The 15,852-nt window shown below is 70.9% G+C and carries 11 protein-coding genes; 4 read left to right on the plus strand and 7 right to left on the minus strand.

All coding sequences use genetic code 11. The features are described 5' to 3' along the window. Positions 1-115: 115 nt before the first annotated feature. Together pruA and O7595_RS09185 are read right to left on the minus strand one after the other, a co-directional pair. A complete protein-coding gene (gene pruA, locus O7595_RS09180; RefSeq protein ID WP_269728224.1) occupies positions 116-1,747 on the minus strand; it encodes an L-glutamate gamma-semialdehyde dehydrogenase in 1,632 nt (543 codons plus the stop codon). Between the two features lie 251 nt (positions 1,748-1,998). Next, positions 1,999-2,925, minus strand: a complete 927-nt coding sequence (locus tag O7595_RS09185; protein WP_269728225.1) for a proline dehydrogenase family protein — start codon at positions 2,923-2,925, stop codon at positions 1,999-2,001. Positions 2,926-3,108: 183 nt separating this feature from the next. On the opposite strand from O7595_RS09185, the gene O7595_RS09190 reads away from it, so the two are divergent. The 4 genes from O7595_RS09190 (at position 3,109) to O7595_RS09205 (ending at position 7,028) form a co-directional block, all read left to right on the plus strand. Next, complete coding sequence (locus O7595_RS09190; RefSeq protein ID WP_269728226.1) at positions 3,109-4,440, plus strand: PucR family transcriptional regulator; 1,332 nt, start codon at positions 3,109-3,111, stop codon at positions 4,438-4,440. Positions 4,441-5,571: 1,131 nt separating this feature from the next. Then, the gene (locus O7595_RS09195) at positions 5,572-5,943 is read left to right on the plus strand and encodes a hypothetical protein (RefSeq protein ID WP_269728227.1); all 372 of its coding nucleotides are present in this window, start codon (positions 5,572-5,574) and stop codon (positions 5,941-5,943) included. Positions 5,944-5,946: 3 nt separating this feature from the next. Beyond that, positions 5,947-6,651, plus strand: a complete 705-nt coding sequence (locus tag O7595_RS09200) for a hypothetical protein (protein WP_269728228.1) — start codon at positions 5,947-5,949, stop codon at positions 6,649-6,651. After that, positions 6,648-7,028, plus strand: coding sequence for a peptidase inhibitor family I36 protein (locus O7595_RS09205; RefSeq protein WP_269728229.1), 381 nt, complete (start codon positions 6,648-6,650; stop codon positions 7,026-7,028). Before O7595_RS09200 ends, O7595_RS09205 begins: the two co-directional genes overlap by 4 nt. Positions 7,029-7,173: 145 nt before the next feature. On the opposite strand, the gene serA is transcribed toward O7595_RS09205, so the two are convergent. The 5 genes from serA to O7595_RS09230 all read right to left on the minus strand — a co-directional run bounded on the left by serA (position 7,174) and on the right by O7595_RS09230 (position 15,670). Continuing rightward, positions 7,174-8,775 carry a phosphoglycerate dehydrogenase gene (gene serA / locus O7595_RS09210; protein ID WP_269728230.1) on the minus strand — a complete coding sequence of 534 codons (1,602 nt, stop codon included), beginning with the start codon at positions 8,773-8,775 and terminating at the stop codon, positions 7,174-7,176. A 287-nt stretch (positions 8,776-9,062) separates the two neighbouring features. Further along, positions 9,063-10,064: a ketol-acid reductoisomerase gene (gene ilvC / locus O7595_RS09215; RefSeq protein ID WP_138052993.1), complete on the minus strand. Its 1,002-nt coding sequence runs from the start codon at positions 10,062-10,064 to the stop codon at positions 9,063-9,065. A gap of 116 nt (positions 10,065-10,180) precedes the next feature. After that, on the minus strand, positions 10,181-10,705 hold the full coding sequence (gene ilvN / locus O7595_RS09220; RefSeq protein WP_093653483.1) for an acetolactate synthase small subunit: 525 nt from the start codon (positions 10,703-10,705) through the stop codon (positions 10,181-10,183). 23 nt (positions 10,706-10,728) lie between these two features. Next, on the minus strand, positions 10,729-12,615 hold the full coding sequence (locus tag O7595_RS09225) for an acetolactate synthase large subunit (RefSeq protein WP_269728231.1): 1,887 nt from the start codon (positions 12,613-12,615) through the stop codon (positions 10,729-10,731). Positions 12,616-12,817: 202 nt separating this feature from the next. Beyond that, positions 12,818-15,670, minus strand: coding sequence for a putative bifunctional diguanylate cyclase/phosphodiesterase (locus O7595_RS09230; RefSeq protein ID WP_269728232.1), 2,853 nt, complete (start codon positions 15,668-15,670; stop codon positions 12,818-12,820). Positions 15,671-15,852 lie beyond the last annotated feature (182 nt).

Below are 15,852 nucleotides of genomic sequence, written 5' to 3' on the forward strand. Positions count from 1 at the left end.
CGTAAGCCCGCCCCCGGCCGGGCGCCGGACGTGAGCCGCCCCCGGCCGGTCCGTGGGGAACCGGCGGGGGGGCGGTGTTCACGGTGCCGGGCCGTACGGCCCGGCACACAGGGCGTCAGCCCATGTGCGGGTAGCCGTACTCGGTCGGCGGGACCAGCGTCTCCTTGATCGCGCGGGTCAGCGTCCAGCGCATCAGGTTCTGCGGGGCGCCCGCCTTGTCGTTGGTGCCGGAGGCACGGCCGCCGCCGAAGGGCTGCTGGCCGACGACGGCGCCGGTCGACTTGTCGTTGATGTAGAAGTTGCCCGCGGCGTAGCGGAGCTTGTCCATCGTGTACGCGGTCGCCGCACGGTCACCGGAGATGACCGAGCCGGTCAGCGCGTACGCCGACACCGACTCCATCTGCTCCAGCATCTCCTCGTACCTGTCGTCCTCGTAGACGTGCACCGCGAGGAACGGGCCGAAGTACTCGGTGGTGAAGACCTCGTTCGAAGGGTCCGTGCACTCGACGACCGTGGGACGGACGAACCAGCCCTCGGAGTCGTCGTACGTGCCGCCGGCGACGATCGTGCAGGTCGGGTCTTCCTTCGCACGGTCGATCGCGGCCTTGTTCTTGGCGAAGGCCCGCTCGTCGATGACGGCGCCGATGAAGTTCGTCAGGTCGGTGACGTCCCCCATCCTGATGCCGTCGACCTCGGTCGCGAACTCCTCCTTGAAGCCCGAGTTCCAGATGGAGGCCGGGACGTACGCACGCGAGGTCGCGGAGCACTTCTGGCCCTGGAACTCGAAGGCGCCGCGGGTCAGCGCGGTCTTCAGGATCGCGCGGTCGGCGCTGGGGTGCGCGACGACGAAGTCCTTGCCGCCGGTCTCGCCGACGATGCGGGGGTAGGAGCGGTACTTCTCGATGTTGTTGCCGACCGTCTTCCACAGGTGCTGGAAGGTCCGGGTCGAACCGGTGAAGTGGATACCGGCCAGGTCGGGGTGGTTCAGCGCGACCTCGGAGACGGCGATGCCGTCGCCCGTGACCAGGTTGATGACGCCCTTGGGCAGCCCGGCCTCCTCCAGCAGCTCCATGAGCAGCACGGCGGCGTGGGTCTGGGTCGGGGACGGCTTCCAGACCACCACGTTGCCCATCAGGGCCGGGGCGGTGGGCAGGTTGCCGGCGATGGCCGTGAAGTTGAACGGCGTGATCGCGTAGACGAAGCCCTCCAGCGGGCGGTGGTCCAGCCGGTTCCACACACCCGGGGAGTTGGCCGGCGGCTGCTCGGCCAGGATCTGGCGGGCGTAGGCGACGTTGAACCGCCAGAAGTCGATGAGCTCGCAGGGAGTGTCGATCTCGGCCTGCTGCGCGGTCTTCGACTGACCCAGCATGGTGGAGGCGGCCAGCGTCTCGCGCCAGGGACCGGCCAGCAGCTCGGCGGCGCGCAGGATGATCGCGGCGCGGTCGTCGAACGACATCGCGCGCCACGCCGGGGCGGCGGCCAGGGCCGCGTCGATCGCGTCCTGCGCGTCCTGCTGGGTGGCGCCCCGGAAGGTGCCGATGACGGCCTGGTGGTTGTGCGGCTGGACGACCTTGAACTCCTCGCCGCCACCCATGCGCTTCTCGCCGCCGATGGTCATCGGGAGGTCGATGGGGTTCTCGGCCAGCTCCTTGAGCTTGGCCTCCAGCCGGGCACGCTCGGCCGAACCGGGAGCGTAGCCGTGCACCGGCTCGTTGACGGGGGTGGGGACCTGGGTCACAGCGTCCATGGCTACCTCTTCCGAGTGAATGGCAGACTCCAGCCGGGAGGAGCTGAAGCGGTGGCATGTGTCGAGTCGCGGTCAGGGCTTGACCGTCACGCGCTCGCTGCGGCGGGTGAGTGAGAAGCCCCTCGGGGCGGAGTCACGAGTTCCGTAACTCCTCTGCACGGAAACGGGTCCGGCTCAGTCGGCCGAAGGGCGGCGGTTGCCGCCATCCGGCATCCGTCTGGGTGGTGGCAGTCCGAAGCTCCCTCTCCGCATCAGTTCTTGGTGATCATCGAGCGGACGAAGAACAACAGGTTGGCCGGCTTCTCCGCGAGGCGGCGCATGAAGTAGCCGTACCAGTCGGTCCCGTACGCCGTGTACACCCGCATCCGGTGGCCCTCGGCCGCCAGGCGCAGGTGCTCCTCGCTCCGGATCCCGTACAGCATCTGGAACTCGTACTCGTCCAGTTTGCGCCCGGCGCGGCGCGCGAGCTCCTGGCTGACGGAGATCAGTCGCGGGTCGTGGGACCCGATCATCGGGTAGCCCGTGCCGTCCATCAGGATCTTCAGGATACGGACGTACGCCTTGTCGACCTCGGCCTTGTCCTGGTGGGCGACGGAGGCCGGCTCCTTGTACGCGCCCTTCACGATACGCACGCGGCTGCCGTTGGCGGCGAGGCGGCGGGCGTCCTCCTCGGTGCGGAACAGATAGGCCTGGATCACGCACCCGGTCTGCGGGAAGTCCTTACGCAGTTCCTCGTGGACGGCGAACATCGAGTCCAGGGTGGTGTGGTCCTCGGCGTCCAGGGTGACGGTGGTGCCGATCGCGGCGGCGGCCTCGACGACCGGGCGGACGTTCTCGAGCGCCAGCTCGTGACCGCCCTCCAAGGACTGGCCGAACATCGACAGCTTGACCGACATCTCGGCCCTGGTGCCCAGGCCCAGCGGCTCGAGGTGCTCGATCAGCCGCAGATATGCGTCGCGCGCGGCGGTGGCCTGCTCACGGGTGGTGATGTCCTCGCCGACCACGTCCAGGGTGACCTCGAGCCCCTTGGCGGTGAGATCGGCGACGATCGGGATGACCTGATCGACCGTCTCTCCGGGGATGAAGCGGTCGACGACCGACTTCGTCATCGGCGCGGCCGAGACGAGACGACGCATCCTGTCGCTGCGTGACGCGGCGAGGATCACGGGACCCAGCACGGGCACCTCCACGGAAACACGGGTAGCAGGGGCCGGAACCGCCTGCGCGGTGTACGGCACGGATAACCACCGTGAAACCTAAATATCGCTCCGGCGCCGGGCCATCGACACCTGTCACGCATCCAGCCGCACCTCTTCAGACATTTGTCTGAAGAGGTGTCCGCCCGATGGGAGAATGTCCGGGTGAAGGGCGATTACCAGGAACTGGTGGACGAGATATCGGGGCTGCTGGGCGTTCCGGCGACCCTGGAGAACCGGGATTTCGAACTGATCGCGTTCGGAGCGCACGACAGCGACGACGACAGCGCCATGGACCCCGTGCGCACCCGCTCGATCCTCACCAGGAAGTCCACCCCGGCGGTGCGCTCCTGGTTCGAGGGTTTCGGCATCACCAGGGCGACCGGACCGGTGCGGATCCCGGCGGCCCCTGAGGCCGGTGTCTTCCGCGACCGGATCTGCCTCCCCGTCCGCCATCGCGGGATCGTCCTCGGCTACGTGTGGCTGCTCGACGCCCGGCCCGGCCCGACGGCCGGTCAGCTGACCTCGGCCATGCAGGTGACCGACCGGATCGGCGCCCTGCTCGCCGACGAGGAAAGGGCGGGCACGGATCTGTCCCGGGAGTTGCGCGCCGTGCTCACCGCCGAGCGCGGCTGGCAGTACGACATGGCCCTCGCGGCCCTCCGCACGGCGCTCGGGCCTGCCGCCGAAGGGCTCCACACCGTGGTGTGCGTGGCTCCGTGGTCCTCCGGGGGCGCCCCGACGGCGCGCGCGGTCACCGGGGCCTCGGCCCTGTGCACGGTGCCCTGGCCCTGGCCCGCCGGCTCCGCCGCGGGGCGCTCCCAGGCCGCCCCCGCGCCCCACGCGGGCGACGGCGCCTCCTCCGGCCCCGGCGACCCGGGTCACGGTGCCACGGCCTCGCCGGGAAGGACCAGGAAGGGCGGACGCGGCAGACCCAAGCCGGACGAGGGGCCTCGTACCGTCACGGACCTGGCCGGCGACGCCGGTGCCGACGGGCACGCCCTCGCCGTCCTGGTGCGTCTGCGCGCCGCGGACGTGCTCGCGCCCGCCCTCACCGCGGCCGGCCGGCTCTCGGAGGCCACCGCATCGGCCGCCGCGGGCATCGCCCTGCCCCGCCGGGGCATGGGCGACCTCGCCGCGTCCTGGCGGGAGGCCGCCTCTGCCGCGCGCGCCGTCCTCGCCGAACCCGGGCTCGGCCCGGTCGCCGACTGGTCCTCGATCGGCCCGTACCGGCTGCTGACCGCGCTGCCCGCGGGCCGTTCCCGCGACCCCTCGGCCGCGGCACTGCTCACGCCGGCGCATGCCGAACTCGCCCGTACCGCCGAACTGTTCCTGGACTGCGCCGGTCAGGCGGGCCGTGCGGCCGCCGCCCTCGGCATCCACCGCCAGACCCTCTACTACCGCCTCTCCCGGGTGGAACAGCTCACCGGCCTCGATCTCGACGACGGCGAGGACAGGCTGCTGCTGCACATGGCCCTGAAGGCCGCCCGGCTGTGACCCGGGGCAGGATCCCCGACTCCGTCGGCGATGAAGGCGAGTTGGCAGTGGGCCGGCAAATCCGCGGTCTCGTCGACAACGGCAACGTTCAGCGACCCGCTTCGAAGCTCTTTCGGTCTTCGTTCAGCCTGCGTTGCTCGTCCTCCGTGCGGACCCGACATGGCAGTACGTAGGCGGGGGCGGCGCCCGCCGTGCCCCGGCCCCGGGTGCGACGGAGCCCCGTCCGCCGCACTCGACGAACTGGGCTTCCGTCGTACCAAGTCGGCAGCGTTGCGGGCCGGAGAGCTGCCGCACACTGCACAGGCACGTGCAGCCCGAGCGACGGCGACACCGTCCCCAGAAGCTGGCACATCGCCGAACTCGACGACGCGGGCAGGCCGGTCCGCCTCGCGGCCGCTCCGGCCGACCTGACCCGCATCATCCGCGAGCTGGGCGCTGCGACCACCACAAACACCGTGGACCCCGAACCGTGACCGCCTCCGGCGGCTTACGGCGACGGCCGGCACCGTTGAGGGTTCTTCAGCTCCGAGCAGGGTGTCGGCTGTGAGGCCGGCCGCCGTCGTCGTGCGCGGCCGTGCGGGCCGGCTCACGGATACCGGGAGACAGCCGGGGCGCGGCTTCGTGAGCCGGCGACCGAGGTGCGCGCCGTGGCCCACCAGGGCATCAGCGACGAGGAGTAGTGGCCGCACTCAAGGTCCCGCGCAAGACGGTGGCCGATGTCGAGGGCGACGGGACTCCCGGTGATCCGTCCTGAGTTCGCGGTCTTGTGACGGACTCAGCCGGGAACGGGAGCGGCCACCGCGTGATCACCGGTTGGTGCGTGGACAAACGAAGATCGTGCGGTGGCCGCGGGCCATGGCGTAGCCCCTGCTCGCCGGCGGGAGATGTTCGACCCTGGTCATGGCCCGGATCGCGGGCCGCTTCGGCGAATTGAGCCAAGGGCGAGTGCTGCCGGCTGTCCACTCGGACGGCTGTCGCCGGCGGATAGGCGCTGACCTGCAGAAACGCTCCTTCCGGGGAGTCCCGTCCCCCTTCGGGTGAACGGCGCATGACGGTGATCGGGGCAGGGCAGCTTGATCGCGTCCTCCCGTCGCCAGGGACGGGGTCCTCCACCGCACTCCGGGAATCGCCATGCCCCGCAGGTCCGCCCTGTCAGCCGCGGCACTCGCCGCCGCCCTCTCCCCCGCGCTGCTCCCCGCCCCGGCGGGCGCGGTCCCCGTCGCGCCCGCCGCCCCCGGCCAGGTCTGCTTCTGGACCGGGGCCGGGCAGCACGGAACCGGATGGTGCTACAGCCCGCCGGGCTACCGGGACGTCCCCGGCTTCCTGCACGACAACGCCGCGTCCTTCCGCTCCGACGTCGACCGCGACGTGTACGCGATCGACTGGGCCCGCGGCACCTGCTACGCCCGGCTGATCCGCGCCCACGACCACAGCGACAACTGGTCCTGGGGATCCCGGATCGACGGGGTCGCCGACACCGATCAGGGCTGCGAGGCCGGCTGAGCCGTGCGCACCCTGCGAACCGCGTGCGCCGCCGTCGCGGCGCTGGTCCTCGCCGGATGCGCGGGCGGGCCCGTCCGCACCGCCCCGGATCCTCCGGCGGGCGGACGGGAACAGGACGCCCTCATCCGGTACGCGCAGAAGGTCCTGGTCGACCGGTGTCTCGCCGAACGGGGCCTCACCACGGAGGGAAAGCCCTCGTCACCGGAGGAGAGCGGGCGGCTCCAGGCCGCACTCTTCGGCGCGGGTCCCACGGAACTGTCCCTGACCCTGCCCACCGGCCACACCGTCCGCGCCCACACCGACGGCTGTCTGGCCGCCGCCCGGCACGCCCTCTACGGCGACCAGCGCCGCTGGTTCCGTGCCGAGGTGACCGTCAACAACCTGGGCGCCGAGGCCGCTGCGCGGATGCGGGCCGATCCTGCCCACCGTGCGGCCAGGGCCCGGTTCATCCGCTGCCTGGACTCGGCCGGTGAGTCGCCGACGCGTCCCAGGGACGAAGCCGCCCACCAGAGGTGCCGCCGCGGGAGCGGGCTGGCGTCGACGGAGGCCCGGCTCGAGCCGGTCGAGCTCGCCGAGGTCCGCTCCCTGCGGCACGACCAACTGACCGCCCATGAGCGGCTGCGCACCAGCGCACTGCACCGCGCGGCGGAGATCTCCGCCGCGCACCACCAAGGGAACACCCCGGAGAAAGGTTCCTCATCGCCATGACCCTGAAGCGCACCCTCGCCTCCGCGGCGACCGCCGTCCTCCTGCTGACCGGCGGGCTCGCCGCGGCCGCCGCACCGGCCGGCGCAGCCGACTGCCCGAGCGGTGAGTTCTGCGTCTGGGAGAACGCCGACTTCGCCGGCCAGCGCGCCAACTGGTCCGGAGACGACCGCTGGTGGGAGAGCTGGATCGCCGACGAGGACTCGTCGTGGGCCAACCACGGCATCTCCGGGCCCGGCATCAAGGACCACGTCAAGGTGTACTCGAGCGCCCATCTGGGCGGGCACATGACCATCTGCCTGGCACCGGGGCAGGAGGTCGGCTACAACGGCGCGGCCAACGACAACGGCGACTCCCACACCTGGGCGATGAGCTGCTGACCCACTCCCGAAGGTGTCCCCGCGCCCGGCGCGGGGACACCGGCCCTCGGCCACGTCATGACGGGAACGCGGCGCACCCGCCCCCGCAGACGCCCGTGCGGGAAGAGCGTCGCGGAGACGGGTACGGGCGCCTGCGGAGCCGGCCTCAGGCGGTGAGGTTCACCGAACGGGCCGAGGTGGCACCGATCTCCTCGGCGATCTCGTTGAGCACGTTCTGCGGCACGGTGTCGTCGACGGTGAGCACGACCAGCGCCTCGCCGCCCTCCTCCTGACGCGAGACCTGCATGCCGGCGATGTTGAGCCCGGCCTCGCCGAGGATGCGGCCGACGGTGCCGACGACGCCCGGACGGTCCTCGTAGCGCGCGACGACCATGTGGTCCGCCAGCGCCAGATCGATGTCGTAGTCACCGACGGCCACGATCTTCTGCAGGTGCTTGGGCCCGGCCAGGGTGCCGGAGACGGCGACCTCCTCACCGCCCGACAGCGTGCCGCGCACCGTCACCACGTTGCGGTGGTCCGGGGACTCCGAGCTGGTGGTGAGCCGGACCTCGACGCCGCGCTCCTGCGCGAACAGCGGGGCGTTCACATACGACACGGTCTCGTCGATGACGTCCTCGAACACGCCCTTCAGCGCGGAGAGTTCCAGCACCTTCACATCGTGCTGGGTGATCTCGCCGTACACCTCGACATCGAGCCGGACCGCGACCTCGCCCGCCAGCGCGGTGAAGATCCGGCCGAGCTTCTCGGCGAGCGGCAGACCGGGGCGGACGTCCTCGGCGATGACACCGCCCTGGACGTTGACCGCGTCCGGTACCAGCTCGCCGGCGAGGGCGAGACGGACGGACTTGGCGACGGCGATACCGGCCTTCTCCTGGGCCTCGTCCGTGGACGCGCCGAGGTGCGGGGTGCAGACGACCTGGTCGAACTGGAACAGCGGGGAGTCCGTGCACGGCTCCTTCGCGTACACGTCCAGGCCCGCGCCCGCGACCCGGCCTTCCTTGAGTGCGCTGGCCAGCGCCTCCTCGTCGACGATCCCGCCGCGCGCGGCGTTGACGATACGGACGGTCGGCTTCACCCGGTGCAGCGCCTCGTCGCCGATGAGGCCGAGCGTCTCGGGGGTCTTGGGGAGGTGGACGGTGATGAAGTCCGAGACCTCGAGCAGCTCGTCCAGCGTGAGCAGCTTGACGCCCATCTGGGCGGCGCGTGCGGGCTGTACGTAGGGGTCGTACGCGACGATCTTCATGCCGAAGGCGGACATCCGCTGGGCGACCAGCACGCCGATGCGGCCGAGCCCGACGACACCGAGGATCTTCTCGCTGAGCTCCACCCCCGTGTACTTCGAGCGCTTCCACTCGCCGTTCTTCAGCGCGGTGTTGGCCTGCGGGATGTTGCGCGCGGTGGCGACGATCAGACCGCAGGCGAGTTCGGCCGCGGTCACGATGTTGGACGTCGGTGCGTTGACGACCATGACACCGGCCTTGGTGGCCGCGGAGACGTCCACGTTGTCCAGGCCGACTCCGGCTCGGGCCACCACCCTGAGCTTCCTGGCGGCCGCGATGGCCTCGGCGTCGACCTTGGTGGCGGACCGCACCAGCACGGCGTCGACATCGGCGATGGCGGGGATCAGCTCGGCGCGGTCCGCGCCGTTGCAGTGCCGGATCTCGAAGTCCGGACCGAGCGCGTCCACGGTGGCGGGCGACAGCTCTTCGGCAATGAGTACAACGGGTTTACGGGGCGCAGTGCTCACGTGAGTCCTCACTGGTCCAATGCGGACGGCCGTCCCGACGGCCGCTGGCGGTGGAGGGGCTAGCCGCGTGGAAGACGCACGACGCTGTGGGCCTGACCTGACGCGTATGTACTGACCACTCTAGTGGTGCGGGAGGGCGTCTTTTCCGCCTTGGCGGAAGGATCACCCATCCGGGTTGGACTTGCTGTCCAACGGTGGTCCCGGGATGCGGCGCGAGGGGCTCCGGGGACCGCCGCGGACCCGTGGACGACGTGCGGCGGGCCCCGGAGGGCCCGCCGCACCGAGGCTCACGCCTCCTCGTTGTCCACCCAGCTCATGAGCTTGCGCAGCTCCTTGCCGGTGGTCTCCAGCAGGTGGTTCTCGTCCTGCTTCTTGTACTCGTTGTACTTCTTCAGACCGCCGTGGTACTCGTCCATCCAGTTCTTGGCGAAGGTGCCGTCCTGGATCTCGCCGAGGACCTTCTTCATCTCGGCCTTGGTCTGGTCCGTGATGATGCGGGGGCCGGTCACGTAGTCGCCCCACTCGGCGGTCTCGGAGACGGACCAGCGCATCTTCTCCAGGCCGCCCTCGTACATGAGGTCGACGATCAGCTTCAGCTCGTGGAGGCACTCGAAGTAGGCGATCTCCGGCTGGTAGCCGGCCTCGACCAGGGTCTCGAAGCCCGCCTTGACCAGCGCGGCGGTGCCGCCGCAGAGCACGGCCTGCTCGCCGAACAGGTCGGTCTCGGTCTCCTCGGTGAAGGTGGTCTTGATGACGCCGGCGCGGGTGCCGCCGATGCCCTTGGCGTACGAGAGCGCCAGCGCGAAGGCGTTGCCGGTCGCGTCCTGCTCGACGCCGGCGATGCACGGAACGCCGCGGCCCTCCTCGTACTGACGGCGCACCAGGTGGCCGGGGCCCTTGGGGGCGACGAGCGCGACGTCCACGCCGGCCGGGGGCTTGATGAAGCCGTACCGGATGTTCAGGCCGTGACCGAAGAAGAGCGCGTCGCCGTCCTTCAGGTTGTCCTTGACGGACTCCTCGTACACCTGGGCCTGGATCGGGTCCGGGACCAGGATCATGATGACGTCGGCCTCGGCGGCGGCCTCCGACGGCGTCACCACGCGCAGGCCCTGCTCCTCGGCCTTGGCCTTGGACTTGGACCCCTCGTGCAGACCGACGCGGACGTCCACACCGGAGTCACGGAGCGACAGCGCGTGGGCGTGGCCCTGGCTGCCGTAGCCGATGACCGCGACCTTGCGGCCCTGGATGATGGACAGGTCGGCGTCGTCGTCGTAGAACAGCTCGGCCACTGGGTTTCTCCTTGGGTGTTCCGGTGTTGCGTCCCACCGTACGGCGGGGAGCGATGAGGGGGTCTGGGGGTCTCGCCATCCGGGCGGCCCGGCCGGATGCCGGCCGGGTCCGCGCGTCAGGCGCTGCGCTCGAGGGCGCGCAGGCTGCGGTCCGTGATGGACCGGGCACCGCGCCCTATGGCGATCGTGCCGGACTGGACGAGTTCCTTGATGCCGAACTGCTCCAGCATCTTCAGCATGGCCTCGAGCTTGTCACTCGAACCGGTGGCCTCGATCGTGACGGCCTCGGGCGAGACGTCCACGGTCTTGGCGCGGAACAACTGGACGATCTCCACGATCTGGGAGCGGGTCTCGTTGTCCGCGCGGACCTTCACCAGGACCAGTTCGCGCTGGATCGCGGCACTGGGCTCCAGCTCGACGATCTTCAGCACGTTGACCAGCTTGTTCAGCTGCTTGGTCACCTGCTCCAGCGGAAGGTCCTCGACATTGACCACGATGGTGATCCGGGAGATGTCGGGGTGCTCGGTGACCCCGACGGCGAGCGAGTCGATGTTGAAGCCGCGGCGGGAGAAGAGCGCCGCGATCCTGGCGAGAATGCCGGGGGTGTTCTCCACCAGGACGGAGAGCGTGTGCTTGGACATGGTCGTCGTGTCTCTCTCTTCGCTCAGTCGTCTTCGTTGTCGCCGAAGTCGGGGCGGACGCCCCGAGCGGCCATGACCTCGTCGTTGGAGGTGCCGGCGGCGACCATCGGCCACACCATGGCGTCCTCGTGGACGATGAAGTCGATCACGACCGGGCGGTCGTTGATGGCGTTGGCCTCGGCGATGACCTTGTCCAGTTCGGCCGGGTCCTCGCAGCGGAGGGCGACGCAGCCCATGGCCTCGGACAGCTTCACGAAGTCCGGGATGCGGGTGCCCTTGCGGGGGGTCTGGCTGGCACCGACCTGCGAGCCGATCGTGTGGTGCCCGGTGTCGTCGGAGTGCAGGACGGTGCTGGAGTAGCGCTCGTTGTAGAACAGGGTCTGCCACTGGCGGACCATGCCCAGCGCGCCGTTGTTGATGATCGCGACCTTGATCGGGATGCCGTTCAGGGCGCAGGTGACCAGCTCCTGGTTGGTCATCTGGAAGCAGCCGTCGCCGTCGATCGCCCACACGGCGCGGTCCGGCATCCCGGCCTTGGCACCCATGGCTGCCGGGACGGCGTAACCCATCGTCCCGGCGCCGCCGGAGTTCAGCCACGTGGCCGGCTTCTCGTAGTCGATGAAGTGCGCGGCCCACATCTGGTGCTGGCCGACGCCGGCGGCGAAGATCGTGTCCTTTGGAGCGAGCCGGCCGATCCGCTGGATGACCTGCTGCGGCGAGAGGCTGCCGTCCTCGGGCAGGTCGTAGCCCAGCGGGTAGGTCTCGCGCCAGCGGTTGAGGTCCTGCCACCAGGCGGTGTAGTCGCCGGTGTTGCCCTCGCTGTACTCGGCCTGGACGGCCTGGACCAGATCGGCGATGACCTCGCGGGCGTCACCCACGATCGGGACGTCCGCGGCCCGGTTCTTGCCGATCTCGGCCGGGTCGATGTCGGCGTGGACGATCTTGGCGAACGGGGCGAAGCTGTCCAGCTTTCCGGTGACGCGGTCGTCGAAGCGGGCACCGAGGGCGACGATCAGGTCGGCCTTCTGCAGCGCGGTGACGGCGGTGACCGAACCGTGCATGCCCGGCATCCCCACGTGCAGCGGGTGGCTGTCGGGGAACGCGCCCAGCGCCATCAGGGTGGTGGTGACGGGGGCCTTGGTGAGCTCCGCGAGGACCTTCAGCTCGGCGGTGGCGCGGGCCTTGAGGACCCCGCCGCCGACGTAGAGGACCGGGCGCTTCGCCTGGGTGATCAGCTTGGCGGCCTCGCGGATCTGCTTGGCGTGCGGCTTGGTGACCGGCCGGTAGCCGGGCAGATCCGTCTGGGGCGGCCAGCTGAAGGTGGTCCGCGCCTGGAGGGCGTCCTTGGCGATGTCGACCAGGACCGGGCCGGGGCGGCCGGTGGAGGCGATGTGGAAGGCCTCGGCGATCGTCCGCGGGATGTCCTCGGGCTTGGTGACCAGGAAGTTGTGCTTGGTGATCGGCATCGTGATGCCGACGATGTCCGCCTCCTGGAAGGCGTCCGTGCCGATGGCCTTGCTGGCCACCTGGCCGGTGATCGCGACGAGCGGCACGGAGTCCATGTGCGCGTCGGCGATCGGCGTGACCAGGTTGGTGGCTCCCGGACCCGAAGTGGCCATGCACACGCCGACCTTTCCGGTGGCCTGGGCGTAACCCGTGGCCGCGTGACCGGCGCCCTGCTCGTGCCGGACCAGGATGTGGCGCACCCTGGACGAGTCCATCAGCGGGTCGTACGCCGGGAGGATGGCCCCGCCGGGAATGCCGAACACCGTCTCCGCCCCGACCTCCTCGAGAGAACGGATGAGGGACTGCGCGCCAGTGACGTGCTCAACGGTGGCGGAGGGCTGTCCGCCGGTGCGGGCCCGCGGCTGCGGATGGTGGGCCCCGGTGGCCTGCTCGGTCATCGGCATTCTCTTCTCGAAGCTGAGGGTTTTGCGGGGGTTTGGTAGTACCAGTGCAACAAAAAACCCCTCGTGCCGGGAGGCAAGCGAGGGGAGCGCGTCGGTGCGGTGTGCAGAGCCCGTGCAGGGCCGTGCTTCAGCCGACGCGCTTTCCAAGTACGAGAATTCGGGTGCGCATGGCACTGACCCTCTCCCCGGCACACCGTGACTGTCAAGTGGGTGGGACAGGCGTCTCATTATTTGAGCGGATCGGGGGACGGCCGACGATCTCGGACGTGGCCGGGGAGCGCCGGGCCGGCAGCGCCCGGCCGGAGAGCACCGGCAGGGCGGATCCACCGGGCACCGGGAACTCGCCGCGCGCCAGCACACGGCGCAGCCGGTGCTCGTCGAGCGGCCCGGAGAAGGCCATCCCCTGTCCATGGGTGCATCCCATGGCGCGCAGGGCCAGTACCTGTTCCGGAACGTCCACACCGTCCGCCACCGACTTCATGCCGAGGTCCCGGGCGATCCGCAGCAGACCCGCGGTGATCTTGTGAAGCCTGGCCGACTCCACCACGCCCTCGACCAGACCGCGGTCGAGCTTGAGCACGTCGATCGGGAGACGGCGCAGGGCGATGATCGCCGCGTATCCGCTGCCGAAGCCGTCCAGGGCGATCCGTACGCCGAGTCTGCGCAGCGCCACCAGACGGTGCTCCAGTTCGTCGAAGGAGATCCGCGGGTCGCTGTCGGCCAGCTCGATCACCAGGGAGCCCGAGGGCAGCCCGTGGCGGGTGAGCAGGCTCTCGATGGAGCCGAGCGGTGTGGACCGGTCCAGCAGCCTGCGCGCGGGGATCCGTACCGACACGGGGATGCGGTGACCGAGCCGGACGCGCTCCGCCGCCTGCTCGACGGCCTCCTCCAGCAGCCGGTGGCCGAATCCGGCGGTCGGGTCGCCGTCCTCGGCGACCCGGCGCAACTCGTCGGGGGTGAACAGGATGCCCTGGGACGACCGCCAGCGTGCCTGCGCCGCCACGGCCGCGATCCGGCCGTCGACGAGGCCGACCACGGGCTGGTGGAGCAGGGTGAACTCGCCGTCCTGGAGCGCGCTCCGCGCCCGCGCGGACCGGTCCGTGAGCAGGGCGGCGTCGGTCTGCATCTGGGGTGCGTACAGCTCGACCCGGTCCTTGCCGCCCGCCTTGGCCCGGTACATGGCCAGGTCGGCGTTGCGCAGCAGGTCGCCTGCGCTGATGCCTGGCTCGGCGAAGGCGACGCCGATGGACGCCGCGACCCTGAGCTCATGGCCCTCCACCCGGTACGGCTGGGAGAGCATGAGCCTCAACCGGTCGGCGATCTCCCTCACCTGGTGCTCCCGGGCGGTGTGGTCGCGGGAGCCGTCGCCGAGGATGAGCGCGGCGAACTCGTCGCCGCCGAGCCGGGCAGCGGTGTCCCCCGCCCGCACGGATTCCTGGAGGCGGCGGGCGGCCTGGATCAGCAGCTCGTCGCCCGCCTGGTGGCCGTGGCGGTCGTTCACCCCCTTGAAGCCGTCCAGGTCGATGAAGAGCACGGCCGTGCCGGCGTCCCCGGCGCGGCGGCCGCCGAGCGCCTGCCGCACCCGCTCGGTGAACAGGGCGCGGTTGGGCAGATCGGTCAGCGGATCGTGCTCGGCGTTGTGCTGCAACTGTGCCTGCAGTCGCACCCGTTCGGTGACGTCCCTGCTGTTGAAGATCAGCCCGCCCTGATGGCGTTTGACCGTGGACTCGACGTTCAGCCACTGGCCGGTGCCGGACCTGAAGCGGCACTCGATCCGGGTCGTGGGCTCTTCGGCGGGCGGGGCCGCCAGGAATCTGCGCACCTCGTGGACGACGCGTCCGAGGTCCTCGGGATGGATGAGCGACGACAGCTCGGAGCCGATGAGCTCGTCCGCGTCACGGCCGTAGACGCCGGCGGCGGCCGGGCTCACATAGCGGAGTATGCCCGTCGGGGCGGCGATCATGATCACATCGCTGGAGCCCTGCACCAGGGAGCGGAAGTGGTTCTCCTTCTGGGCGAGTTCATGGGTGAGGGCGATGTTGTCGAGCAGCATGATGCCCTGCCGCACGACCAGTGCGAGGACGACCGTGCACCCGGTGAACACCACCACCCGGTCCACGCGGCGGCCCTCGATGACGTTGTAGAGGATGCCGAGCGTGCAGACGGCGGCGGCCAGGTAGGGGGTGAGCGCGGCGAGCGAACCCGTGATGGGCCGGCCGGTCGGGCGGGGGCCGCGGACCTGCGCGAGGGGCGGCTCCGGCCGGCGCACCCCCCAGGGCGCGTACGCGAGCAGGAGCGAGGCGGCGAACCAGCCCGCGTCCAGCAGTTGGCCCGAGCGGTAGCTCTCCCGCAGCAGCGGCGAGGTGAACAGCGCGTCGCACAGCACGGTCAGGGCGAGTGCGGCGATCGCCGTGTTGATGCCGGACCTGTTGGCGTGCGACCGCCGGAAGTGCAGGGCCAGGACCATGCTGACGAGGACGATGTCGAGCAGCGGATAGGCCAGCGACAACGCCGCCTCGGACACGCTCTCCCCCTCGAAGTGCGCGGTGTGCGCGAGCGCGAGGCTCCAGGAGAGCGTGAGCAGGGAGCCGCCGATGAGCCAGGCGTCCAGCCCCAGGCACACCCAGCCGGCCCGGGTGACGGGCCGTTTGGCGAGGACGAGCAGTCCGACGATGGCGGGCGGGGCGAAGCAGAGGAAGAACAGATCGGCAGGGGACGGACTCGGGACCGGCCGGCCGAGGACCACCTCGTACCAGCCCCAGACCGCGTTTCCGCAGGCGGCCATGGCGGAGGAGACGGAGAACAGCATCCAGGCGGGCCGGAACCGGCTGCCCCGCGCACGCGCGTAGAGGAAGCAGGAGACCGCGGCGAGTCCGGCGGCGAAGCTCAGCCCGAAGTCGCCCATGACCAGGGCCAGTCGCTCGGATCCCCAGCCCAACGCCGCGCCGATGGCGTAGCCGCCGCTCGCGAGGACCAGCAGGACCTGGGGCAGCAGCCCCGTGCCCCCGCCTTCCCGGGCCTGGCGGCGGGCGAGGAGCGCCGCGGGGGCGATCACCGTACTGCCCCTGACGGCGTTTTCGTCCGGCTCCGCCTGCGGGGCCGGCCGTGCGGGCCGCCGCGGAGGCGCCTGCGCGGCAGGTCCGGACCGGGCCGGGAGGGGGCCGGTCCCCGCATCGGAGGCCGCGAGGGTGGTCGGCGGCGCTCCCGCCGCGTCGGATGGTTCGTCCACTGGCCGTG

This window comes from Streptomyces sp. WMMC940 (assembly GCF_027460265.1).
In the GTDB taxonomy this organism is placed as follows: Bacteria; Actinomycetota; Actinomycetes; order Streptomycetales; family Streptomycetaceae; genus Streptomyces.

Excerpts from the sequence above, each read along its gene's own strand:
- pruA (WP_269728224.1), bottom strand. The coding sequence starts at position 1,747 with ATGGACGCTGTGACCCAGGTCCCCACCCCCGTCAACGAGCCGGTGCAC.
- O7595_RS09195 (WP_269728227.1), top strand. The coding sequence starts at position 5,572 with ATGCCCCGCAGGTCCGCCCTGTCAGCCGCGGCACTCGCCGCCGCCCTC.
- O7595_RS09205 (WP_269728229.1), top strand. The coding sequence starts at position 6,648 with ATGACCCTGAAGCGCACCCTCGCCTCCGCGGCGACCGCCGTCCTCCTG.
- ilvN (WP_093653483.1), bottom strand. The coding sequence starts at position 10,705 with ATGTCCAAGCACACGCTCTCCGTCCTGGTGGAGAACACCCCCGGCATT.
- O7595_RS09225 (WP_269728231.1), bottom strand. The coding sequence starts at position 12,615 with ATGCCGATGACCGAGCAGGCCACCGGGGCCCACCATCCGCAGCCGCGG.